Genomic DNA, 23680 nt, shown 5'->3' on the forward strand with positions numbered 1-23680 from the left:
TTATGAAGCAATTATTTGACGATGTATCTTTTAAATGCAGTAGAATAGTAACAAAAAACTACAGTACTTCATTCTCATTGGCAGTCTATATGCTTTCGCCAAGTATAAGAGATGCTATTTATAGCGTCTATGGTTTTGTGCGTTTTGCAGATGAAATTGTGGATTCATTTCATGGTTACGACAAAGAGGATTTGATTAACGACTTCGAAAAGGAGTATTACAAGGGAATGGATAGAGGCATTAGTTTGAACCCTATTTTGAACTCTTTCCAGCAAACGGTTAAAGAATATAATATTACTGATGATATGATTCAATCTTTTTTGAAAAGTATGAAATTAGATTTAATCAAATTAGATTATAACAATAAAGCGGAATACGACGACTATATTTATGGTTCAGCTGACGTTGTTGGTTTAATGTGTCTCAAGGTTTTCGTAAACGGAGATGATGAGAAATACAATCAGTTAAAAGACGAAGCTATGCGTTTGGGCTCTGCCTTTCAAAAAGTTAATTTCTTGCGTGATCTTAAGGATGATAATTTAATTTTAAACAGGAATTATTTTCCTGGAGTAGATTTAAACTCATTTGATGAAAAGGCTAAACTTGCCATCATAGAGGAAATCGAAGAGGATTTTAGAGTTGCCTATCAAGGTATTATGAAACTGCCTATTGTTGCTAAATTTGGTGTTTACACTGCATTTGTCTACTATAAAAAGCTGTTGAAAAAGTTAGAAAACACCCCCTGTCATGAGATTGGAAATGAAAGGATTCGGGTATCTAATTACACTAAAGCGGGATTACTAGCGCAATCTTTTGTAACCTACAAGTTGAGATTAGTATAAAAAATATGCTTATTTTTAAAATGAATATTTATAAATAAAAAACAATGATTTCCTTTTTAATATTTCTAGGCGTTTTTCTTTTTATGGAATGCGTTACTTGGCTGACTCATAAGTACGTAATGCACGGATTGATGTGGTATTTTCATGCTGATCATCACCAACCCAAATATGCAAATGTTTTCGAACGAAACGATATCTTTTTTGTGATTTTTGCCGTTCCCAGCATCGTACTTTTTTATTTTGGAGTGCAAGGTGGCGTAAACTATCTGTTTTTCATTGGACTTGGAATCACATTTTACGGGTTCTGTTATTTCATGATACACGATGTCCTGATTCATCAGCGATTTAAGTGGTTCAAAAATACCAATAACAAATACCTGATAGGATTGCGAAAAGCGCACAAAGTGCATCACAAGCACTTGGGTAAGGAGCACGGAGAGTGTTTTGGGATGTTGTTTGTACCTTTGAAATACTATAAAATATAATAATTTCTTTTGGGCGTGACTTGTCCCGATAGCTATCGGGACGGGTCGGGTTATTCGTTCCCGCTTTTTTATAACTGGTAAAAAATATCAGTTATAAAAAGAGCTCCACTATTATCCCTCACGCAAGCCACACTTCCGTACAATTTTCTATTGAAAAACAAAAAAACAAGACAGATGAAAATCTATAAAAAAGAAAGCGTTCAACACGTAAATGCAAGTTTAGAAGAATGTTGGACATTTTTTTCTAATCCAAAAAATCTTCAAAAAATAACACCTGAAACGATGGGGTTTGAAATCACTGATTTCGATAACAAATCCATGTATGCAGGCCAAATTATACAATATAAAGTGTCTCCGCTTTTAGGGTTAAAACTATCGTGGGTAAGCGAAATCACTTTTGTGAAAGAAAAAAGTTATTTTGTTGATGAACAACTTTCAGGGCCTTATGCTTTATGGCATCACAAACATTTTTTTGAAGCCACAGAAAACGGTACAAAAATGACCGATGTAGTGCACTATGCCCTGCCTTTGGGTTTCATTGGACGTATCATGAATACACTGGTCGTTAAAAATAAATTAAAAGATATTTTTGAGTATAGGCGTGTTATAGTTGATAAAATGTTTAATACTAAATAATGAACAAACAAGAAGTAACTTTTTTTTGGTTCAGACGCGATTTACGTTTGGAGGATAATGTAGGTTTGTTTCATGCTTTGCAGTCAAAATTCCCTGTAATACCACTTTTTATTTTTGATGACTCGATTTTAGACAGTTTGCCAAAAAATGATGCTAGGGTTGGTTTTATACACGAATCCCTTTCGAAAATAAATGATAAACTACAAGAAAATGGAAGTTCACTTTTGATAAAAAAGGGACATACTACTGCTATTTGGGAATCACTTATTCAAGAGTATGACGTAGAGGAAGTGTTCTTCAACAAAGATTACGAGCCGTATGCGATAAAGCGGGATACAGCCATTTGTGAGTTATTCGAAGCAAATAATACAGCTAGCTATACTTTTAAAGACCAAGTAATCTTTGAAGAACTTGAAATCACAAAAGCAGATGGTTTGCCTTACACCATCTATACGCCGTATAAAAATAAATGGCTAGAGAAATACAAATCAATGGCTCCAGTTGAGGAATTTGATAGCACAGCTACATTTTCTAATTTCCATAAATCCGATTTTGTTTTTCCAAGCTTCGAACAGATAGGTTTCGAAGAAAGTTCGATCAAAGTTAAGCCTCACAACTTAAAATTTATTTCTAATTACCAAGAGATAAGAGATTTTCCTGCTTTGGATCAAACCTCTTATCTATCACCACATCTTCGTTTTGGAACAGTAAGCACTCGCAAATTAGTGAATTGGGCATTTCATAAAAACGATGTCTTTTTGAGTGAATTGATATGGAGAGAGTTTTTTATGCAAATCTTGTTTAGCTTCCCAAAAGTGGTCACTCATAATTTCAAATCTGCTTATGACGGAATTCAGTGGCGTAATAATGAGGACGATTTCAGGCGCTGGTGTGCTGGAACTACGGGATATCCTATGGTTGATGCCGGAATGCGACAACTCAATGAAACGGGATATATGCACAACAGAGTGCGGATGGTTGTAGCAAGTTTTCTCTGCAAACATTTACTGATACAATGGCAATGGGGTGAAGCTTATTTTGCCGAAAAACTATTGGATTATGATTTATCAGCAAATGTAGGGAACTGGCAATGGGCTGCAGGAACTGGTTGTGATTCGGCGCCCTATTTTAGGGTTTTTAATCCCGAGATTCAATTGAAAAAATTTGATGAAAAAGGAATTTATATCCGTAAATGGATAAAAGAGTTTGAATTAGGATATGGCGAACCTATGGTAGAACATGCTATGGCTAGAGACCGAGCGATTGCAACTTATAAAGCGGGGATACTGAAATGATTTTTTTTGTTGCAAATCTTCTTAGTCAATTTATTCAGCATTCCATCAAAACAGTATCAGTTGTAAAAAGCTTATATAACTTATAGGTTGAACATATATTCAATCAATTTATTCATCGCTCTCTGTTTTTTAAAACTTATATGACTTATATGTTGTTAAAATCTATTTAATCAATTTATTCAGCATTCCATTAAATATAAACCCATGAAACGGAAAAACAGAATACCAGTATAATTTACCCCAAAATCCTTTCGGTTTAAAAGTTGCTGTCTGAATTAAGGTGTTATCGATGATTTTAAACTCCAGCCAAGCCTCTCCGGGTAATTTCATTTCGGCAAACAAAACTAATTTCCCTTCTTCTCTGTTGGCATAAAGTACGCGCCAAAAATCTAAGGCGTCACCTGCATGAATTTCTCTTTTATTCGTTCGTCCTCTGCGGGAACCAACACCACCATATAGTTTGTCTATAAAACCACGTAATTCCCATAACCAATCTCCATAATACCAGCCCGTATCTCCACCAATGGACCAGATTTTATTTACGGTATATTCTCTGTCTACGATTTTCATTTTTCTTTTATCAATGAAGCAATCTTTTTCTGGAATTTTTAGGTAATCAGACATATTGGTATTAAATCGCCCGCTAACTAAAGAGTCTTTCCAGCTAGATGCTACTTTATCTTCATCTACTTTTATTAATGCTCTAGACAAAGCCTGTTCGTACGTCATGGGTTTTAGCTGCAATAATTCATTGATGCGATGATCTCTACAAATCACTTCAACTTTCATACTGCTTACTAAAGCAGATGCTAGTTTATAAGAGGTAGAGGTTACAAAATACAACCAATAAGAAGATAACTTAGGTGTCATTACAGGAACAGTAAAAATCCATCGTTTTAGTTTTTTTGCTTTGGCAAAACCCAACAACATTTCCTTATAAGTAAGAATATCGGGTCCGCCAATGTCAAAATTTTGATTATAAGTAACTGGGTTTAGTAATGATTTCGAAAGAAAGTCCAGTACATCAGCAATTGCTATGGGTTGGCATTTTGTGTTCAGCCATTTTGGTGTAATCATAATAGGAAGCTTGTTCACCAAATCTCTAATAATCTCAAATGAAGCACTACCAGAACCCACGATAATTCCTGCTCTGAGTGCAGTCATTGCATAAGTTCCCGAGCTTAAAATATCCTCTACATTTTTTCTGGAAGACAAATGTTTCGAAAGTGATTTGTCATTGACAATTCCGGTGAGGTAAATGACTTGTTTTGCATTTGTTTGATTGATTCGTTGCAGAAAATTTTTAGCCGAAGTACTTTCTAAGTCATCATAATTGTCTGATGAGCTAGACATAGAATGGATGAGGTAATAAGCGGCATCAATATCTAATGGTATTGCTGATAGCGTTTCTTCCTTAAGAAAATCGACTTCGATTACTTCAATATTCTTTTCAAATTCTTTTGGCGTATAAAATCTATTTTTATCTCTAACACAACAGATTATTTCGTGTCCTTGTCCTACCAAAATTGGTAATAGTCGTTTCCCGATGTAACCTGTTGCGCCTGTTAAGAGAATTTTCATAGATTTTATTTTAAGAATTAAATTTAGCTAAATTTATTGGAAATTAGACTAATAAATTCTTTTCTGGTTTTGTCTTTTTCAAAAGCACCTGTAAAAGAGGAGGTGGTAGTTACTGAGTTTTGTTTTTGAATGCCTCGCATTTGCATGCACATATGTTGCGCTTCAATAACAACAGCTACTCCAAGCGGATTTAGAGCTTCTTGAATACAATCTTTTATTTGATCGGTTAATCTTTCTTGTACTTGCATTCTTCTCGCAAAAGCATCGACAATTCGAGGAATCTTACTCAGCCCTACGATCTTACCATTTGGAATATAAGCAACATGCGCTTTTCCAAAGAATGGCAACATATGATGTTCACACATGGAATACACTTCTATATCTTTTACAACAATCATCTGTCTGTGATCCTCTGTAAATAGTGCCGACTTTAAAATTTCTAGTGGGTCCAGGCCATAACCATGCGTTAAGTATTGCATTGCTTTAGCTGCTCTAACCGGTGTACTCACAATTCCTTCCCGATTCACATCTTCCCCTAAATTATCGATTATCGATTTATAATTTTCAGCAATTGCATCAGTGATTTCAGTATCATAACGCTCTACTTTTTCGTAACTTTTGATTTCTTTAACTATCATATTCTGGTCTTATTAGTACTTGATTTTAATTACATTTTAAAGGTAACAATGCCGTAATCCATTTCAAAAATTTGGCCTGAAATTGATTTGGCCTTTTCTGAAATAATAAAATTGGCCATTTCGGCTACTTCCGCTGGTTTTAAATAATTTTTCATTGGGTGGCGTTCCACCATGTTTTCTTTCATTCGATCATTTCTTAAAATTCCTGCCGATAGTGAGGTTTCAGTAATCGTGGGAGCAATAGCATTGATGCGTACTACCGATGCCAATTCTGCTCCTAATGATTTTACTAATCCTTCCACTCCTCCTTTTGCAGTAGCAATACTGGCATGAAAAGGCATTCCTAGTTTTACCGCCACTGTGCTAAACAATAGAATTGATGGGTTAGTCCCTTTTTTTAGAACAGGTAAATATTTTTGAATCGTTTTTACTGCTCCTATGACGTTTATCTCAAAATCATTCCTAAAATCATCGATGCTTAAGCTGCCTATTGGTTTTAAATTAATAGAACCTGGGCAGTAAATCAAGCTGTCAATATTTTCTATAGAAGGAAGTTCATCCTTTAAAACGTCTATAGAATAATGAGTTAGATTAGGGTGTGAAACGTCTGGCTCATTTCTACTGATGTTGTGTACAAGGTTGTTTTCTAATTGCTCTAGTAAAATGGCATTTCCAATACCTTTACTACCGCCTACAATTACGATGTTTTTCATTTGAATGGTGTTTATCTTTTGGATATTTTATTGTTGTTAATTTGTCTTTGTCTACTGCATTTAAAGCGACCTTCTTTAAAATCACGAAGTTTTTCATGTTTTGTTTTGCGCCCTTGAACCCTTTTGCGCCACATTATGAAACTTGTGGGTTTCAATTCTATGCGCATTAAATCAATAACTTCCTGCTCTTTTAATCCAAATTGAAGTAAAATAGCATCAAATGTGGTTCTGTCTTCCCAAGCCATTTCAATTACTCGGTCTTTTTCTATATCAGATAAATGATGTTCTGTCATTGTTAGTATTTTAGATATTCGGTCACTGTAATTTTGGCTTTTAAATCAAACATTAAATTATAAAGACCAAAAAACGTTCTGTTCATGTATATAAAATGCTTCGAACCACGATTTCCATTCATTTTTCTAAGGTTGGTGTCACTGGCAAATCGTTCACCTAATTTAGCTATACTTTCAAAAAACACTGCGTCTGAGAAATCGAAAGTTTCTTCCTGGAACGGTTTAGTAAACAACGATAGTAAGTCGTAAAACATAGCTGTGAAATAATCTACTTCTTCTTTAGAATCATCAGTTCTAAGGATTTCTAGTTCAAATAATTTTTCGCTAAAAATCTTTTTGTTATCGATTACTTTCGGATCGATTAATTCAAAATAGGGAACGTAAAACTCATTTGGGATGGTTTTCATACATCCAAAATCAATCGCTATCAATTCATTTTTATCATTCACCAAGAAATTACCTGGATGTGGGTCAGCATGTACTTTTTTTAGAACATGAATTTGGTACATGTAGAAATCCCATAAAGCTTGTCCAATTTTATTGGCGATTATAGGATCTGAATTTTTAAACTCAGAAAGGTGAACTCCAGTCATCCAATCCATAGTGATAATCTTCTCAGAAGAATATTCAGGATAATACTCTGGAAAGACAAGATTGTCTATTTTCTTGCAGGCATCAACAACCTCTTGGCTTTGTTTTAGTTCCAATAAATAGTTGGTTTCTTCAATTAGTTTATCTTCGACTTCTTTAAAGTACTTGTCAGAATCTTTTCCTTGTAGGTTAAACATTCTGATGGCAATTGGTTTTACCAATGCTAAATCAGAGGAGATGCTATTGGCAACGCCAGGATATTGAATTTTTACCGCTAGTTTTTTATTGTCTTTCACTGCCGAATGGACTTGACCAATACTGGCTGCATTTACAGAATTAGCGTTAAACTCATCAAAGATTTCATAAGGAGTTTTTCCTAAATTATTTTTGAAAGTCTTTAATACTAACGGAGCCGAAAGTGGTGGTACTGAAAATTGAGACAAAGAGAATTTTTCTACATAAGCCTGTGGCAAAAAACTTTTATCCATACTTAACATTTGAGCAACTTTCAAGGCGCTCCCTTTTAAGCTTTTTAAGCCGTCGTAAATGTCTTCGGCATTGTTTTCATTTAGCTTATCCCGAGTAAGATCAGAGTTAACGATTTTTTCTCCGTAATATTTAAGGTAATTGACGCCTACTTTTGCCCCTGTTTGTACAAGTTTTGTGGCTCTTTCAATTTTTGACGTTGGTATATAATCTATCGTTTTCATTATTTGTTTTGTATTTTTTCTTTAAGAATAAATTTCCCAAAGTCAATTAAACTATCTATTGGTGCGATGTTCATCAGTTCAAAACTCAGTTTCACTGATTTTTCAATGTAGATGTCTGTTTTCTCAAATGATGGAGAATCATCATCTAGCCAGAATTTCAACGTTAACAATAATTGGATCCAAGCACTTTCCTGAATTGCTTTTTTCTGGAAGTCTTGAAATTTTTCTTGCTTAATACGATACTCGTCTGTTATAATTTCGCCTACATATTTCTTGAAGGCAGTTCTCAGACTTGAAAGTTGCATTAGATTTTTTAGCTGGTTATCGTGCTCCTTTAAAGTCATGGTAACATAACTTCTATTTGCAGAAAGTAATTCAAAGAATGTAAAGTAGAAACTTAGCATCTTTGTTTTCATATCATAGTCAACGTAGGCTTTATCTTTATGGAGTAATTCGATTGTCATTTCCAGAAAAGTTTTGAAAATTTCTTTCTCTATGCTTTCCATAGTTCCAAAAAAGGCATAAAAGTCTGTTTCTGTAAAGCCGTTTGATTTTGCGAAAAGATACACTGATTTGGGTTTTTCGCCATTTTCTAAAATATAGTCCATATACATAGAAACTATTTTCTCTTTTGTTATTGCAGTTTTCTTAGTAGCCATTTTCAATTAATTAAAAAATTAGAGTATAAAGGTAAGGAATGTTTAACAAAACAATCATAAAGTTAAACAAAATTTTATTGTATCTTTGATTTTAATGAATTGAACGATTAAATATACTGTTATGAAAAAGAATGTATTACTCACAGGAGGTACTGGTTTTGTTGGGACGGAACTCACAAAGCTGTTGATAAATAGCGGATATACCGTTTCTATACTTAGTAGAAGTAAAAGAGAAAATACAGCAAGTATTTTTTACTATACTTGGGATATACAAAAACAGACCATAGAAAAGGAAGCAATATTGAATGCAGATTATATAATTCATTTGGCAGGAGCAAATATTGCTGAAAAGCCGTGGACAAGTAAGCGAAAAGAAGAAATTGTTAACAGTCGGCAACAATCGGCACAGCTAATTTATTCTGTTTTAAAGAAAAACGATAAAAAGTTGGATGCCTTTGTTTCTGCATCGGCAATTGGTATTTATGGAGCAGTGAACGGGGACGAAATTTGCACAGAAAATACTGCTGCAGGTGATGATTTCCTGGGACTTACATGTCAAAAGTGGGAGGAGGCTGCAGATCAGTTTGAAAAATTAGGTATACGCACAGTGAAAATCCGTACTGGCTTAGTGTTAGGCGAAAACGATGGTATACTGAATAAATTGGCTCCTATTTTTAAATGGAGACTCGGTTCGGCATTAGGTTCGGGAAAACAATATATGCCATGGATTCATGTTGAGGATTTGTGTGCAGTATATCTTGAAGCAATTAAGAATCAAGATATGAAAGGGCCTTATAATGTTGCGATAAATGATAATACAACGAATACAATCTTTTCTAAAACATTGGCGAAGGTTTATGGGTACAAAATCTGGCTTCCTAATGTTCCAGGTTTTTTAATTAAGATGGTATTAGGGGAAATGTCTAAATTATTGTTGACAGGGAGGCGAGTGTCGTCCGATAAAGTGCAGGAACTAGGATTTAATTTTAAACATACTAATTTAGATGAAACGTTGAAAATTTGCTTATCTAAATAGACTTTATAAGTTAGGAGAGTAATTCAAAAGAAGTGCCTAATGAATTTAATTTTAGTTTATAGAAGTCAGTACACAACTGACTAAAATGTTAAGAGGCATTTATTCTATCAGGATGAAGACAAGTCGCAGGCTGAGTAAACTTTTAAAAGGCAAAACTAAAACTATTGACTTACATCTCAGATTGGTTTATTTTATAAAATGTTGAACTGAAATGGGCCGTTATAACCAAGCAATCCTATTATAAAATGGTTTTAACTCTAACATTTACTTTTTTAGATATTTTGCTTCTAATAACGTAAGGGATTTCGATATTATAATCATCAGAGTTTAAGGTGAAATTAGAGATTAATTCTATCCCGGCCGCTACTTTTTTAATTTTCGCAGAGACACGGATATTTTTTGATTTTCCGTGCATGGTTATTTTTCCTTTAATGTAATATTCTTTTGCATTAGACCCAATGTTTTTTAAATCAAACTTTTCAATTAAACCTTTAAAGGTCGCTTTTGGGTACCTTTTACTTTCCATATAATTTTCATTAAAATGCTCCTGCATTAAATTTCTTTCAAACGAAAAATGATCGATATAGACTACAAATGATATACTTCCTCTCTTAGTATTTAAAATAAGATTTACGTCCTTATTTATAGCTTTTACTGGCTCAAAAAAGGGCACTGACGCTTCAAAAATAATGATTCCCTTTGTGGAAGTCATTTTTTCCTGAGCATCAATGATAAATGCAGTTAATAGTAAAAATAAGAGTAGAGTTTTCTTCATTGTAGAGTCTGAATGATACTACTTAAAGTTACGATTTTTATTTCAAATAAGCAGTAAAATTCAGTTGCTATCATAGCAAAAGAGACCTAAAAAATTGATTTTCAGGTCTCTTTATGGATTTTGAATGATTTTATATATTAATAGTGGGAGTAAACGGTAGAATTAGCCTAACTCGACTAATACGTTATACTTTTCTAAACTGGCTAAGGTTTCTATTGAGGTGTAATCAAAAACTTCCTCATGACGGTCTTTTTCTTTTTTCAAGGAAATTTGTTTTAAGCAATTAAAGAAACGACGTACTTCTTCTAAATTAGAAAGAATTAGACCGGGGACTCGTTCATTTTTACCCTCTTTGTCTTTTGAAACCATGGTAAAGTAAGAGGAATTGCAATGTTTTATCGCACCTGTTTGAATATTTTCAGATTCTACTCGAATGCCTACAATCATAGAACTCTTGCCTACATAATTGACGCTAGCTTTCATAGTTACTAGTTCTCCCACTTCGATAGGTCTTAAGAAATCCACGGTATCCACAGAGGCTGTGACGCAATAATTTCCAGAAAATTTTGATGCACAGGCAAAAGCAATCTGATCGAGTAGAGAAAGAATATAACCACCATGGATTTTACCGCTAAAGTTAGTATGAGACGGCAACATTAATTCTGAAATGGTAATGTTTGATGAGGCAACTGTCTTGTAAGTGTTATTCATCTTTATTTTGATTTAAATGGGGATTCATCTTCTTTTACGCCTATGACAAAATATTTAGAGTCACCCCACCAAGGGAATGTTTTGTAGCGTTCTATATAAGACAATTTTACATACTGTCCTTCCATCTCTTTTAAGTTACTAATCACTTCCTTGTCTTTATCTAATACAGAAAAAGCAAAAATTTGTGAGCCTGAGATGCCTTGGCTTATTTCTCCTTCCCAGGTTTTAAAAGCGACTCCTTTATGGCTAAACTTTATGAGTTGGCCAGATCGTATGCCTTCGCTATAAGTAGCATAATAGACAAACGTAAAATAGCTAATTACAGATAGTACTAGTACTGCCGCAAGAATTCCTAAAAATTTCTTCATTTTGTTTTAGTTTAATAGTTGGTTTTCCTCCTTTTCAGCTCTTGATAAAATGTTTTCAGGAAGTGATTTTTTAGCTTTTGCCCCCATTTTTTTTAGCTTTTCAACACTAGTAATAAGATTTCCTTTTCCTTCCACTAGTTTATTCATGGCACTGCTATATTCTATTTTACTTTCGTCGATTTTCTTTCCAATTTTTATTAGATCAGCGACAAAGCCCTCGAATTTGTCATATAATGCGCCAGCTTGTCTGGCTATTTCAAAGGCATTTTCCTGTTGCTTTTGGTTTGCCCACATACTGTCAATCGTTCTTAATGTAGCCAGTAGGGTAGCAGGAGTAACAATTACAATATTCTTTTCAAATGCCTTGTTGTATAAAGCAGTGTCCTCATTTAGTGCCATCGCAAATGCGGGTTCAATAGGGATAAAAAGCAAAACAAAATCAGGGCTTTCTATCTGGTATAAATCCTGATAATTTTTATTTCCTAATTGCTCTACATGACGTTTTATCGAATTAACATGCTCTTTTAAATAGCCACTTTTTAAATCGTCGTCTTCCTCATTGATGTATTTTTCATATGCGGTCAAGGATACTTTTGAATCGACAATCATTTTTTTACCGTCCGGAAGGTTAATCACCACATCTGGAAAAACACGGTTTCCTTCGGCAGTAGTAAAGCTTTGTTGCACTTCATATTCCCGTCCTTTTTCTAAACCTGATTTTTCCAATACTCGTTCCAGCACCAGTTCTCCCCAATTCCCCTGCATTTTACTATCTCCTTTTAATGCTTTGGTCAGGTTGATGGTTTCCTTGCTCATCTGGATATTCATTTCGCGCAAGCCTAAAATTTGTTGGCGCAAAGCCGCATGATAATCGATACTTTCTTTGTGGGTATCTTCGACTTTTTTTTCGAATAATTGGATCTTGTCTTGCAGAGGAGACAGGATGTTTTTCATATTTTCCTTATTCTGCTCTGTGAATTTATTGGATTTTTCTTCTAATATTTTATTAGCGAGATTCTCAAATTCCTTGGTGAATTTCTGCTGTAGTTTTTCTACTTCGTCTTTTTGCTCTTTGTTACGTTCCCATAGGTTCTCAAAATCAACTTCTTTTTTAGAAAGTTGGATTGCCAGACTGTCTTTTTCGTTACGAATAACTTCCTTCTCGTAAGTACTATTTTCTATTTGTTTTTCAAAAGCAGACTTATCATTCAAAAGTTGCTCTTTTACTTGATTAAATTGAGAAGAAAAGGCAATCAGTTTTTCTTCCAGGCTTATTTTTTCAGATTGAAAACGGGCGGAGAAAATAAGCTTTCCAATGAAAATACCAATCGCAAGAGCAATAATAAATAAGAATAAAAAAGTGACCATGTTTGACATAGAAAGATTGATTGATGTACTCGTAAAAGTAAACAATATTACATCTTAGTGCTAAATTTATTAATCATAAAATAAAAAAAGCCAATAAAAACGATTGTTCTTATTGGCTTCTTAAATCATTGAATAGGCATTATTCATCATCTAATTTTATATTTCCTCGATCTTTGTGATTATCGGGATTCGAGTTCGGATAACGATTTGCAGTGATGTCTGAGTTGAGGTCTTCATTTTCGACTGTTTTCATCTCTTCTTCCTCAGTAGTAACTCCTCTGCTTAAGCTTTCGTTTTCATTCCATGTACGTTCTTCATCAGGGATGTGAGCAATTGATCCATCAACATTTCGGGCTCGTTGTACAATGACTTTATTTCCTTCGGCATCAATTTCTATTTCGTTAGTAAGCATAGAATCTTGATTTTTGTCTGTATCAGCGATCTGTTTTTCGCTAAAACCTTCATTTGTGTTTTGTTTATCGAGGTCTTTATTTGAATTTGAATCTTTATTTTCCATGATGTAAAATTTAAGTGATTGTTTTTTCAGAATTATAATATTACAGCTTTTTGAGGAAGAAAGAAAATCATTTAACATAGCTTTTAGATTGCTAAAATGTAGGTCATTGAAATTTATATGCTAATAAAACAATGCTATCTTTGCGTCCAATATCATTTGAACTGAATTAATAGGTTACCCTAAAATGTTACATTTATTTAAGTCAACGATTGGTGATTTCTTTCAAAAATTATATTTTGAATAATTAGTACCTATTAAAGAGAGGAGGGTCAATTCAGTTGCGTTTAGCTGCTCAGCTTTAAACATCCAATTCACAACGGAAAATCGACCTTCCGATTTTGTTGCAACGATTTTTCGTTGTGAATTGCTTTCAAAATTGTATTTTTACTTATAATTCCCAACGTAGTCTTTTTTGTTTATATACCATTATGGTTGTGAATTGCTTTCAAAATTGTATTTTTACTTATAATTCCCAACTTTGTAAAAAATTCGATGGGTGACTATGCGTTGTGAATTGCTTTCAAAATTGTATTTTTACTTATAATTCCCAACTTTCTAGAGTATTGGAAAATAGTATCTTGTGTTGTGAATTGCTTTCAAAATTGTATTTTTACTTATAATTCCCAACAATTGACTATAAAAGATTTGACTGACATATGTTGTGAATTGCTTTCAAAATTGTATTTTTACTTATAATTCCCAACTAGAGTTAGTCACTAATCTTAACAGAACGTGTTGTGAATTGCTTTCAAAATTGTATTTTTACTTATAATTCCCAACGGCTTCACTGTAAAGGTAGACACTAACTTTGTTGTGAATTGCTTTCAAAATTGTATTTTTACTTATAATTCCCAACTTTGGTTTGTGCCTGTTGCAGTAGCCACTAGTTGTGAATTGCTTTCAAAATTGTATTTTTACTTATAATTCCCAACGCTTCTCCAAATCTTTGAGTATAACATCCAGTTGTGAATTGCTTTCAAAATTGTATTTTTACTTATAATTCCCAACATACCGCGATATAATCGTTTGATATGTTGGTAGTTACGAGTTTGTTTTGAAATCGAAAAAAAGAGCTACCTACATGTTGTTATTCAAGTAGTTAGTCGGTTTTAGAATCCTATATTTCTAAAATAGCTCCAATTGTTGCGAAGGTTTATCCGTTTCAACTGGTTTTTTTCCGTAAAAAAGTTCCATCATCCCAAATTGTTTATCGGTTATTTGCATCACGCCAATTTTGCCGTGTTCGGGCAAATTATTCCTAATTCGTTTGGTGTGTACTTCTGCATTTTCTCTACTAGCACAAAAACGCATATAGATGGAAAATTGAAACATAGAAAAACCATCGTCCAATAATTTCTTGCGAAATCCACTGGCAATTTTACGCTCTTTCCGCGTTTCAGTAGGCAGGTCAAAAAATACGAGTATCCACAAACTTCTATATTGATTTAATCGGGTGTAATGTTCGTCATACATAGATAGGGTATAAAATTTTCCTTGCTGTTCCCTCAAAACATTCGTGTAAGGAATTGCTTGTACGGCTCATTGCCACCATTAGTGGACTGTTTTTACCGTCTATGAACACATCTATTGTGGCAATGTTTAACAATTGTTTTTTAATAGCAATGGTCAATTCTCCATACGAATCTTCGGTTTCCATAATATGACACACAATTAAATCTACATAGGGACGATAGGGTTCCATTATATCGTCGGCAAGACAATACGCATTGTATTTGTTGCGATGGAAGATCCCTAACGTAGGCAACATCCCTGAACTGACTATAGCTCTGGCGGTAATGGCTCGCAAAATAGCGTAGCCATAGTTTAATAGATTATTGGGTGGAATTCCTTTTTGGCTTCTAGTAAAATTCTCCACTGTGATAAGTTTTTGCCAATAATAAACCGCCGCTCTCGATTCGTGATTGAGTGCATCTCCAGATGTTACTTCTTGTGCCCAAATTTCCATTTTTCGGCAGGGGATTCCTTTTTCTTTTAGTAGTCCCGCTTGGTTCCTAATTTTAGAACTAATGGTTTGCTGCCACAAATTCTTTTTGAGTGGGACAGAAGCATTAATTTGATTCTTGAACCGTTCGCTTTGTTCCGTATGACCGTTCAAGGGCATTAATAAACCAATAGGTAAATGCTGTTGGTCACAGTTGATTAATGCCACATTGTTATTGGTCAGTTTTTCGAGCAAACCATTGGTAATAGTGATTTGTTGGTTTTCTAATACGACAACCCCAATATCTTCAATAGCCACAGTTTTAGTTTCTTGCTCCTTGTCAGGATAAGAAATGACAATTTGCTCGTTTTTAGTGCTCAAATAAGCTGGATTACCAAAGAAAAGGGTTCGTTTTATCATTTTTTTTACTGTTTTGGCTAAAGCCGATTTGGACTATTTAATATTATTGAATGGGTTAAAACCCATTCCTATTGATTTTGTATTGATTTCAAATGAATAGTTAAAGGCTAATCCTAACGAATTTTGGAATAATAGTTTATTATCGAATTATTCTCTTAATTTTTCCAAGTCTATCAACTTCTAGCTTCCAAAATTTTTCTTTTATTGTCATTCCTTCTAATGATTTAGATAGTTTAGAATCAAAACTTGTATCTAACTCTTTTGGAGCTATGTTTTTCGCAAATTGATTTGGAGTAAAATAAATAGTATAACCTGAAAAATCATTAACATTATATAAACGATGTACTTGGTCTTTGTTGAAGCTGTTTAAATCTATTAGATTTGAATTCTCTATTTCATCGTCTGTTGGGATATATACTAGGTCATTAGGAGATAGAAATTGAGTTAATTGGTACTGTGTTTTGGTTTTCTCATCTAAATATTTATCTGGGACTGGCGACAATCCATCTTTTAGATTCTCAATAACAATATTTAAAGGGATGGTAATGAATTTTTTATTATGTAAATCATCTTTGTAAATAGCAAAATATAAGTTTGTTCCTTTAGCTGTTTCAACAAATTTATTCGCTTTATTTCCAGTTTCTCCTAAAGGGAATTTATTACTTTCCTCAAAAACACGAACTTTTTTTATTGGTTGATGTTTTTTACCATTATTTAATGCTGTAATATTTTTATTTAATTCATCTAAACCATTTTCAGAAAAAGCAACTTCGTGAGTTGGGAATTTTTTTCCGTTTTCGTCAACTACATTTTGATACATTTCTTGTTGAAGATGCTTTAATAGGATTTTTTGAATACCAGTATCAGTTATTTTCTCAATTTTGTTTTTATCAAAAGTAATGTCAAGTGTTTTACGAGTCGCAGTAGCTTGAATGGTTTCATAAATCTGCACTTTGTCAATAGCTTTTCCATTAATCATTATAGGAAAAGCTTTGAGGTGTTTTTTTAAACCATCATTATTGTTTGGATATAGCTTGATTTTTGCTTGCAGTTGTTTTTTAGCTTCCTTGTCGACAATTAATTCTATTTGCTCAATTGTATTTGCAATAGTAATATGGCTTTGTTTAATGCGCTTTAAGCTTACTTTTCCACTCACAGTTTCAGCATGCATTGGTTTTCTAATTGCCCAGTTATCTCCTTTTTCCTGTTTAGTTGTAATTTTGGTCATTACACCATCCTTTTCTTTCCACACTTCGTATTTGTTTACCGTTTTATTGATAACTCTTGTGTTCTGCTTGAAACTAATAATAGTTTGATTCAATTCATCTTCTGCATTTTTTGTAAAATGCTCCCATGGTTTGTGGAATTCTTTAGCAACATTTTGTGTTTTTCCATTAATTTTAATTTCATCTATTTTCCTTAATTTAGAAACTAACGAATAATTTGTTCTTTCCGTATTGATAGAATTTAAATAATTGACGTGGTCTTTGGTCACACAGGCAATTACCAATGCATCCAAAGCATGATGGCGATGGTCTATTCTTTTTTTAGAAAAGCCTTTTGCAATTTCATCCGGTACTGTGGTTTGAAAGACTTGTTTACCACCATTCCCATATGCATCTCTTTTAAGCTCTAATTTACCAAAATCAGTGGAATTAGTAATTGCATTCAAACGTTCAAAACGAGGTGTGACTATAGTGTTCCAAACATCATTCAAACCCCAGTCTTGTTTCATTTTGGAAGTAATTGACCCATTTAGGGGAATAACATGTTTTGAAGTTACTTCTTGCTCATCGTCTTCTCGAACTATTTTGCTTAAAAGATTCTTTACGATTTTACTTATATATTTAGTATCATTTAATTGTCTTTCGATAAATTTTTCTGGAATTTCCTCACTCAATAATCGTTTTTGCTTGTTTTTATTTTTGCTGTAATAGCTGGTTATATGTTGGTTGTACGCTTCTTTAGTGAATATTTTGACGGTTTTTCCTCCTGTTAAGGTTACAATTCTATCTTCGTTTTTTAGTATGAATTCTACAGCTGTCATGTTGCTTTTAAGTTCATTGACTTCTGATTCACAAATAACCTTATTTGATAATGAATCATCAAACAATCTTGATTGCGGAATGATGTGTTCGATTTGATACTTTATTGTAAATAAGTCACTTAATGGTATTAATTTCCCTGTATATGGAGAAATATAACCTTGTTCCAACCACAGTTTGTATTTTATGATTTCAGAAGTGGTGGGTTTTGCATTTTTTCTAATTTTGTCAACTTCTTCTAATTTTTCTTTTCTGTTTTCATTACTATAAACTCCTTCTTCGTAAATTTTTAGAATCTCTTGTTGACTTGGTGAATACGGACGGACATCATTAGCTCCATCATTTTTCAACTCAGTCAAAATGGCTTTTATTCTCAGGTTTGTATTTTCATTTAGAGAAATCTGATTTGTCATTTGTTTTCTCTTTGCGGCTGGATTTTTCATCTCACGACCCAATTCAATATGAATTTCGTCAAAGAAGTTTTCTTTTCCTTCTCCATAATGTTGCCAAATATCTTTCACAACGCGTAAAGTTTCTGTGATAACCTGCTCCACAATTGGGTTTCTCAGCGAATGTTGTTTAAAATCATACTTTAGAAATTGATCAATATCAGCGGGCGTTTTCCATTTAGAAATGTCACTCGCTTCACTGTGCCTGTCATAGATAATATAAGAAGCTAGCCATAAAGGCAATCCTTTGAAATCTAAAATATCATGTAAGTCAATAGCCTTTTCACGTACACGAGTTCTAATGTTTTCATCAAATTCTCCTGTTTGCATTTTGTCTATTCTTGCTAACGTTTTTGTGTCAATATTTTTTTCGTTCCAATAATTTCCAAAACGCATTAATGGCAATAATTTCTTTATTGCTTTTTCAGAATAGGAACCATAGTCTTTTTTATATGGTTTTATTTTTGAAAAATTTCCAATGAATTCATCTGGTAAATTATGTTTTCTTGCAAATGTGCTAATTGCACCAGAATGAATTCCAGTATTTTCATCGAAGGAATATAATTCAATTTTATCAGTTACTGAATATAAAATATGCCATAAATCCTGAGTATTTTTGAGATTAAAAAAAGATTTATCTATGTCGGTTTTTGCAATAGCATTCAAAAATTGATTTCTTGTTTCGTTACACGGATAACTTTTATCTTCTACAAAATTCCATCGGTATTTGTCTTCTTTTAATTTAAATTTCGGATATGCTAAAAATTGCTTCTGACTTATTTCTGCTTTATCATTCAACCAATTGAAAAGCTCTACTATATCTTCTTCCGTTTTTAAATATTCATTAGTTACATCAATATCTTCTGTAATTCCTTTTTTATAAATTTTTAGATTTTTTACAAATTGTAACAATCTAAATTCCTGGAAAATAGGATTTGATTTTGCAATACATTTTACAGGTTTTACAATTTGCTTTCCATTTACATCTTTTACTAAAACTCCCTTTTTATCTTTAATCGGTCTAAATTCTAAATTACAATCACTAATTAATGAAGTTTTACTTTTAAGCGGCCGTTGATAAAAAATAATGTCATCCAAAAATAAGTAGTCAAAACCTCTTTCTTTAATATTGTTTTTATGAGCTTCATTATTTCTATATAACTCATTTATACATTTTTCATAAAGATTTTGATCAGTTAAAATAGGGGAATGAAACGTTATCTGTGTTTTTAAAATTTTTGATATTTCATCTTTGTAAAATTTTCTTTCGACTGTTCTAACTAGCTCACCTTTTATTTTTTGATTAGGATTTCTAAGTAATGTGTCATAAATAAAAGAACCTACAGTTTTGCCACTCTGGTTAATAGTTTGTTCTGTTCTAATCTTTATTAATCCCCAATCGTCTTCCTTTGGCGATCTAAAACTTCTTTTTTCTTCGTTGTCTTTATTTAGTTTTATAGTTCCGTCATCATTTAATTCAGTGGTTACAATAAACTCTTTTTGTTTACCAACCCAATCAAATAATGTGATTTTGCTTTCACGTTTGTAGACCCATCCGTTTTCAAGAATTACATTATACCAAATCCCAGATTTACCTTTTTCTCTTTCAATTACATCAACTACCATCAGGGTATGGAACTCTTCTAGTTTGTTTTTTTTTATTTCTTGTTCTTCCCCTCGTAATTGATAATACCCTCTTTTTTGATTAAAATTTAGTAATATCCACGCCAACTCTTCTTTTGATATTTTTTTAGTTAAAGCTTTTTTTCTCAAATAATAAATAGTCCAATCATAAGGGACTTGTTTTAAATCAGGATTTTTTAATTTGAATTCAGCAAGCATTTCTTGGTGGCTTTCCAGAAATAGAAATTGGTTTTTACCATCTTCATTTTTATAAAATGATAATTTCACTTCTGTTTCAGGTTTAAATTGTCCAAGTTTTTTATTAAAATCAATTGCTTCGGAATAATGTTTAGGTAGAAAATTAAGGATGTTTAAAACTCTATGAAGTCGTTCTCTTCTTAATAAAAAACGTTGTACTAATCTTCGAGTTCCTCTGTACTTTGTTCTTTCGGCAGTTTGGGAAATAGAAACACCACTGTCAAACTTACCAAGTACATCTTGGCTCATTGGGATTATTCTGCTTCCTAATCCTTCAATATTCCCAAGTTTATTATCAAAATCATTATTTGTTAATGCCCACCCAATACTATTTGTACCCAAATCTAATCCTAATATTTTTTTCATTTTCTATATTTTTATGCTGATTTTTGCTGTTATCTGAATGAGTTTCGAAATATAAATATAAGAAAATTAACATCCTTACGGGAAACCTCAATAGAACTTTGAAACTTTTGTTGTATAATTGCAATACAATTTTGAAGCAATTCACAATAAGGATTATTCCGTTGTGAAAACATTCAAAGCGGCATCCTTACGGTTGTCGCTTTTTTATTTTAAAAACAAGACTATCTTTGCGTTTTATAAAATCAAATTAAGTCAATGTCCCATCAGCATTTCATCCTTCACAAACCCTACGGTTATTTAAGTCAGTTTATCTATGAGTTGAAACGAAAAAAGAAACTGCTAGGCGAGTTGCACGATTTTCCAAAAGGAACGATGGCAATAGGACGTCTGGACGAAGATTCGGAAGGGTTATTGTTGCTAACAACAGATGGGATGATGAGTGAAATCATTCGATCTAAAAAAGTAGACAAAGAATATTATGTGCAGGTCGACGGGATTATCCATCAGGACGCTATTGACAAACTAAAGGCTGGTGTCGAGATAGGTTTCAATGGAACCAAGTACATCACTAAAAAATGTGAAGCTTCCTTAATCATTGAAGTTCCTGCTTTTGGCGCTAGAGGAAAAAAAATATGGGACGAACGCCACGGTCCTACCTCCTGGGCTTCGATAACTGTCAACGAAGGCAAGTTTCGTCAAATACGTAAAATGACAGCTGCAGTTGGTTTTCCTACCCTTAGACTGGTTCGTGTGCGAATAGGAAATGTACACCTGGATAATTTGCAATCTGGAGAAGTTATTGAAGTTGAAAATTTTCAATAGCAAAAATCAATAGTCAATAACAATTACGAAAATCAAGAAGTCTAATCATAGGTATCAATCAAAAAACAGGTGTCGTTAACCAACAATCTTAAATCTTTTTAAATGTTAAATATAGTTTTAGTTGAACCCGAAATACCGAATAACACCGGAAATATTGGCCGATTGTGCGTAGGCACCGAAAGCCGCTTGCATTTAGTTCACCCTTTCGGATTTGTAATCAATGATAAAAACCTGAAACGTTCGGGATTGGATTACTGGGTTCATCTTGATGTTACTGAATATCAAAACGTAGAAGAATGGATTGCTCAAATTCCTGATGCTTCTCGTGTTTTCTTAATGAGTTCGCATGCTGAAAAATCCTATTTGGATATAGAGTACCAAGACGGAGATTGGTTGGTTTTTGGAAAAGAAAGTAAAGGACTAAGCGAAGAAGTTTTGGGTAAATTCGAAAATCATTTAAAAATTCCGATGTCAAATTTGATTCGGAGTTTTAACATCGCTAATTCAGTGGCTTTTGTTATTGGCGAGGCTAAAAGACAGATTCTACTCAAGTAGTTTACTCGCATCAAAAGTCGCAAAAGAATGCTGTTGTTAAGAAGATGAGTAAATTAGAATGCATCATTTTTCTGAATTTGACATTCTTTCTAGTGTTCAATTTTACTGAGTAAGATTGTATTTTAAAACTAGTTTTTTACACGCGGTCTCTCTCTTTTTATCAGCTAGTTTTAGATTATTATACAATTACGAACTTTCCTTTTTGTGCATCAAAAAAAATATGTTCATCTTTGAATAGGGTATTAAAAGTTCCTTTGGAAATAAAATTACAGGGCTCATCTTGAATAACAGTTTCGGGAGTCATGATAATCATTTCATCACTCAATTGTATGGCCATATCGATATCATGGGTTGAAAAGAGAATGCATTTATTTGTTTCCTGAGTGAGTTTTTTTAATAGTTTAAACAGTGCTACCTTATGTAATAGATCTAGATGGGTAGTAGGCTCATCTAAAATTATAAGCGGTGTATCTTGTGCAAGAGCGCGAGCTACCAGCACTTTTTGCAATTGACCATCACTGATTTCGTAATGTTTTTTGGTTGCTAAATGACTAATTTGTGTCAGTTCCATGGCTTCACGTACTTTGGCAATATCAGTTTCTGTCAGTTTTCCAATCCAGTTGGTGTAAGGCTGTCTTCCTAAAGCGATCAGCTCAAAAACAGTTAAATTGCTGGGTGGTAATTTTTCAGTTAGTACTACACTTAGATTTTGCGCTAAGGTTAAAGCATCTATTGCATGAATGTTTTTACCGTTAAGAGAAATAGTTCCCGAAAGTGGTTTCTGAATGCCAGTTATTGTTCGAAGCAAGGTTGATTTCCCTATTCCATTTGCTCCAATTAAAGCAATTAGTTTTCCCGCCTGCAAATTCAAGTTAAGATTTTCGGCGATAATAGTAGTCTCTGCTTTAGATGTGTATCCAATGCTTAGATTTGATGTAGTAAGTATGTCTTTAGTGCTAATCATTATAAGAATAAGAGTTTTTTAAAAAAATCATCCAATCATTTTTCGTTTTCGAACCAATAACCAAATAACAATCGGCGCTCCAAAAACAGAAGTTACAGCATTAATTGGCAGTGTGATATCTCCGCCGGGAACTTGTGAAATACTATCGCAAATAAGCATAATACTGGCTCCAAAAAGCAAAGTACTCCAAAACAAAATAGTGTGATTACTGGTCTGAAATACCAGCTTTGCAATATGTGGAACGGCCAGTCCTATAAAAGCAATTGGGCCGGCAAAAGCAGTAATGCTACCCGCCAGAACACTCGTTGCAAAAATGATAATAAGTCTTGTTTTTTTATAGTTCAATCCTAAACTACGGGCGTAATTTTCTCCAAGCAACAGCGCATTTAACGGTTTAATACTAAAAAGACTTAGAAAAAGTCCTAGTAGTACACAAACGAATAAAATGCCAATGGAGGTCCAGGATAGATTCCCTAAATTTCCCAAAGACCAAAAGGTGAATTTTTGTAGTTGCTCAGCGGTACTGAAATAAGTCAATGTTCCCACAATAGCGCTTGTCAAACTCCCAAACATCAGCCCTACAATTAAGATCGCCATCGTGTCTCGCAACCGATAGGATACAGCCAAAACAGCCATTAATACCAAAAAACTTCCTAGGCTTGAAGCCAATACGATTCCGTAAGAAGACATCATTATAGAAGCAATGGATTGTGGTAAAAACGCCGCTCCTAGAATTACGGTGGCAACACCTAAACTGGCTCCTGAGCTCAGTCCTAAAACATAAGGTCCCGCTAGCGGATTTCTAAATAAGGTTTGCATCAATAAGCCACTTATCGATAGACCCATACCCACTAATATTGCTGCAATCGCCTTTGGTAATCGATAATTAACGATGATGTAATGCCAGGTTTCTTTGGTTGGGGTTCCTCCTATGAGACTGTTAAATACTTCTTTTAGGGGTATGGAAACAGATCCTAAACTGAGGTTGATTAAAAATAGGCAAACCATTCCAATGGTT

At 33.4% G+C, this 23680-nt stretch carries 23 protein-coding genes and 1 CRISPR repeat array; of the genes, 7 read left to right on the forward strand and 16 right to left on the reverse strand.

What is annotated here, in order from left to right:
* Nucleotides 1-2 precede the first annotated feature (2 nt).
* From QO200_RS14365 to QO200_RS14380, 4 genes are all read left to right on the forward strand, one after another.
* The gene (locus QO200_RS14365) at nt 3-842 is read left to right on the forward strand and encodes a phytoene/squalene synthase family protein (protein ID WP_371541191.1); all 840 of its coding nucleotides are present in this window, start codon (nt 3-5) and stop codon (nt 840-842) included.
* Between the two features lie 44 nt (nt 843-886).
* Nucleotides 887-1327, forward strand: coding sequence for a carotene hydroxylase (locus QO200_RS14370; protein ID WP_371541194.1), 441 nt, complete (start codon nt 887-889; stop codon nt 1325-1327).
* 174 nt (nt 1328-1501) lie between these two features.
* Complete coding sequence (locus QO200_RS14375; protein WP_371541197.1) at nt 1502-1963, forward strand: hypothetical protein; 462 nt, start codon at nt 1502-1504, stop codon at nt 1961-1963.
* Entirely contained in the window at nt 1963-3258 is a 1296-nt protein-coding gene (locus tag QO200_RS14380) for a deoxyribodipyrimidine photo-lyase (protein ID WP_371541200.1), read from the forward strand. The genes QO200_RS14375 and QO200_RS14380 overlap by 1 nt, the downstream gene beginning before the upstream one ends.
* Before the next feature lie 162 nt (nt 3259-3420).
* Here QO200_RS14380 and QO200_RS14385 read toward each other — a convergent pair whose 3' ends face one another.
* From QO200_RS14385 to QO200_RS14410, 6 genes are read right to left on the reverse strand one after another with little or no spacing between them, the layout of a single operon-like run.
* The gene (locus QO200_RS14385; protein WP_371541203.1) at nt 3421-4839 is read right to left on the reverse strand and encodes an SDR family oxidoreductase; all 1419 of its coding nucleotides are present in this window, start codon (nt 4837-4839) and stop codon (nt 3421-3423) included.
* Between the two features lie 23 nt (nt 4840-4862).
* Complete coding sequence (folE, locus tag QO200_RS14390) at nt 4863-5477, reverse strand: GTP cyclohydrolase I FolE (protein WP_091433551.1); 615 nt, start codon at nt 5475-5477, stop codon at nt 4863-4865.
* 29 nt (nt 5478-5506) lie between these two features.
* On the reverse strand, nt 5507-6190 hold the full coding sequence (locus QO200_RS14395) for an SDR family NAD(P)-dependent oxidoreductase (protein ID WP_371541206.1): 684 nt from the start codon (nt 6188-6190) through the stop codon (nt 5507-5509).
* A gap of 11 nt (nt 6191-6201) precedes the next feature.
* Entirely contained in the window at nt 6202-6483 is a 282-nt protein-coding gene (locus QO200_RS14400; protein ID WP_371541208.1) for a TIGR03643 family protein, read from the reverse strand.
* 2 nt (nt 6484-6485) lie between these two features.
* Nucleotides 6486-7784 carry an ABC1 kinase family protein gene (locus QO200_RS14405; protein WP_371541211.1) on the reverse strand — a complete coding sequence of 433 codons (1299 nt, stop codon included), beginning with the start codon at nt 7782-7784 and terminating at the stop codon, nt 6486-6488.
* Nucleotides 7784-8443 (reverse strand): TetR family transcriptional regulator C-terminal domain-containing protein, encoded by a 660-nt coding sequence (locus tag QO200_RS14410; RefSeq protein WP_371541213.1) that lies wholly within the window; start codon nt 8441-8443, stop codon nt 7784-7786. The genes QO200_RS14405 and QO200_RS14410 overlap by 1 nt, the downstream gene beginning before the upstream one ends.
* 121 nt (nt 8444-8564) lie before the next feature.
* Between QO200_RS14410 and QO200_RS14415 the strand changes: the two genes are divergently transcribed.
* Nucleotides 8565-9479: a TIGR01777 family oxidoreductase gene (locus QO200_RS14415; RefSeq protein WP_371541215.1), complete on the forward strand. Its 915-nt coding sequence runs from the start codon at nt 8565-8567 to the stop codon at nt 9477-9479.
* Nucleotides 9480-9717: 238 nt separating this feature from the next.
* On the opposite strand, the gene QO200_RS14420 is transcribed toward QO200_RS14415, so the two are convergent.
* The 8 genes from QO200_RS14420 to cas9 form a co-directional block, all read right to left on the reverse strand.
* Nucleotides 9718-10254, reverse strand: a complete 537-nt coding sequence (locus tag QO200_RS14420; RefSeq protein ID WP_371541218.1) for a YceI family protein — start codon at nt 10252-10254, stop codon at nt 9718-9720.
* A 162-nt stretch (nt 10255-10416) separates the two neighbouring features.
* Nucleotides 10417-10965, reverse strand: coding sequence for an acyl-CoA thioesterase (locus tag QO200_RS14425; RefSeq protein WP_371541221.1), 549 nt, complete (start codon nt 10963-10965; stop codon nt 10417-10419).
* Nucleotides 10966-10967: 2 nt separating this feature from the next.
* The gene (locus QO200_RS14430) at nt 10968-11333 is read right to left on the reverse strand and encodes a 6-phosphogluconate dehydrogenase (RefSeq protein ID WP_371541224.1); all 366 of its coding nucleotides are present in this window, start codon (nt 11331-11333) and stop codon (nt 10968-10970) included.
* A 6-nt stretch (nt 11334-11339) separates the two neighbouring features.
* Nucleotides 11340-12710, reverse strand: a complete 1371-nt coding sequence (rmuC, locus tag QO200_RS14435) for a DNA recombination protein RmuC (RefSeq protein ID WP_371541227.1) — start codon at nt 12708-12710, stop codon at nt 11340-11342.
* A gap of 130 nt (nt 12711-12840) precedes the next feature.
* Entirely contained in the window at nt 12841-13218 is a 378-nt protein-coding gene (locus QO200_RS14440) for a hypothetical protein (protein ID WP_371541230.1), read from the reverse strand.
* A 356-nt stretch (nt 13219-13574) separates the two neighbouring features.
* A CRISPR array of direct repeats spans nt 13575-14226; the repeat unit is 46 nt; unit sequence GTTGTGAATTGCTTTCAAAATTGTATTTTTACTTATAATTCCCAAC.
* Nucleotides 14227-14343: 117 nt separating this feature from the next.
* Nucleotides 14344-14691 (reverse strand): CRISPR-associated endonuclease Cas2, encoded by a 348-nt coding sequence (gene cas2, locus QO200_RS14445; protein ID WP_371541233.1) that lies wholly within the window; start codon nt 14689-14691, stop codon nt 14344-14346.
* A complete protein-coding gene (gene cas1 / locus QO200_RS14450) occupies nt 14684-15580 on the reverse strand; it encodes a type II CRISPR-associated endonuclease Cas1 (RefSeq protein ID WP_371541236.1) in 897 nt (298 codons plus the stop codon). The genes cas2 and cas1 overlap by 8 nt, the downstream gene beginning before the upstream one ends.
* A gap of 139 nt (nt 15581-15719) precedes the next feature.
* On the reverse strand, nt 15720-20321 hold the full coding sequence (gene cas9 / locus QO200_RS14455; protein WP_371541239.1) for a type II CRISPR RNA-guided endonuclease Cas9: 4602 nt from the start codon (nt 20319-20321) through the stop codon (nt 15720-15722).
* Nucleotides 20322-20576: 255 nt separating this feature from the next.
* Between cas9 and QO200_RS14460 the strand changes: the two genes are divergently transcribed.
* Both QO200_RS14460 and QO200_RS14465 read left to right on the forward strand, forming a co-directional pair.
* Nucleotides 20577-21143 (forward strand): pseudouridine synthase, encoded by a 567-nt coding sequence (locus QO200_RS14460; RefSeq protein WP_371541241.1) that lies wholly within the window; start codon nt 20577-20579, stop codon nt 21141-21143.
* Between the two features lie 102 nt (nt 21144-21245).
* A complete protein-coding gene (locus QO200_RS14465) occupies nt 21246-21698 on the forward strand; it encodes a tRNA (cytidine(34)-2'-O)-methyltransferase (RefSeq protein ID WP_371541244.1) in 453 nt (150 codons plus the stop codon).
* 178 nt (nt 21699-21876) lie between these two features.
* On the opposite strand, the gene QO200_RS14470 is transcribed toward QO200_RS14465, so the two are convergent.
* Nucleotides 21877-22662, reverse strand: coding sequence for an ABC transporter ATP-binding protein (locus QO200_RS14470; RefSeq protein WP_371541247.1), 786 nt, complete (start codon nt 22660-22662; stop codon nt 21877-21879).
* 27 nt (nt 22663-22689) lie between these two features.
* Nucleotides 22690-23670 carry an iron chelate uptake ABC transporter family permease subunit gene (locus QO200_RS14475; protein ID WP_371541271.1) on the reverse strand — a complete coding sequence of 327 codons (981 nt, stop codon included), beginning with the start codon at nt 23668-23670 and terminating at the stop codon, nt 22690-22692.
* Nucleotides 23671-23680: the final 10 nt, after the last annotated feature.

Origin of the sequence: Flavobacterium sp. Arc3, from assembly GCF_041431375.1 — a bacterium.
Classification (GTDB): domain Bacteria; phylum Bacteroidota; class Bacteroidia; order Flavobacteriales; family Flavobacteriaceae; genus Flavobacterium.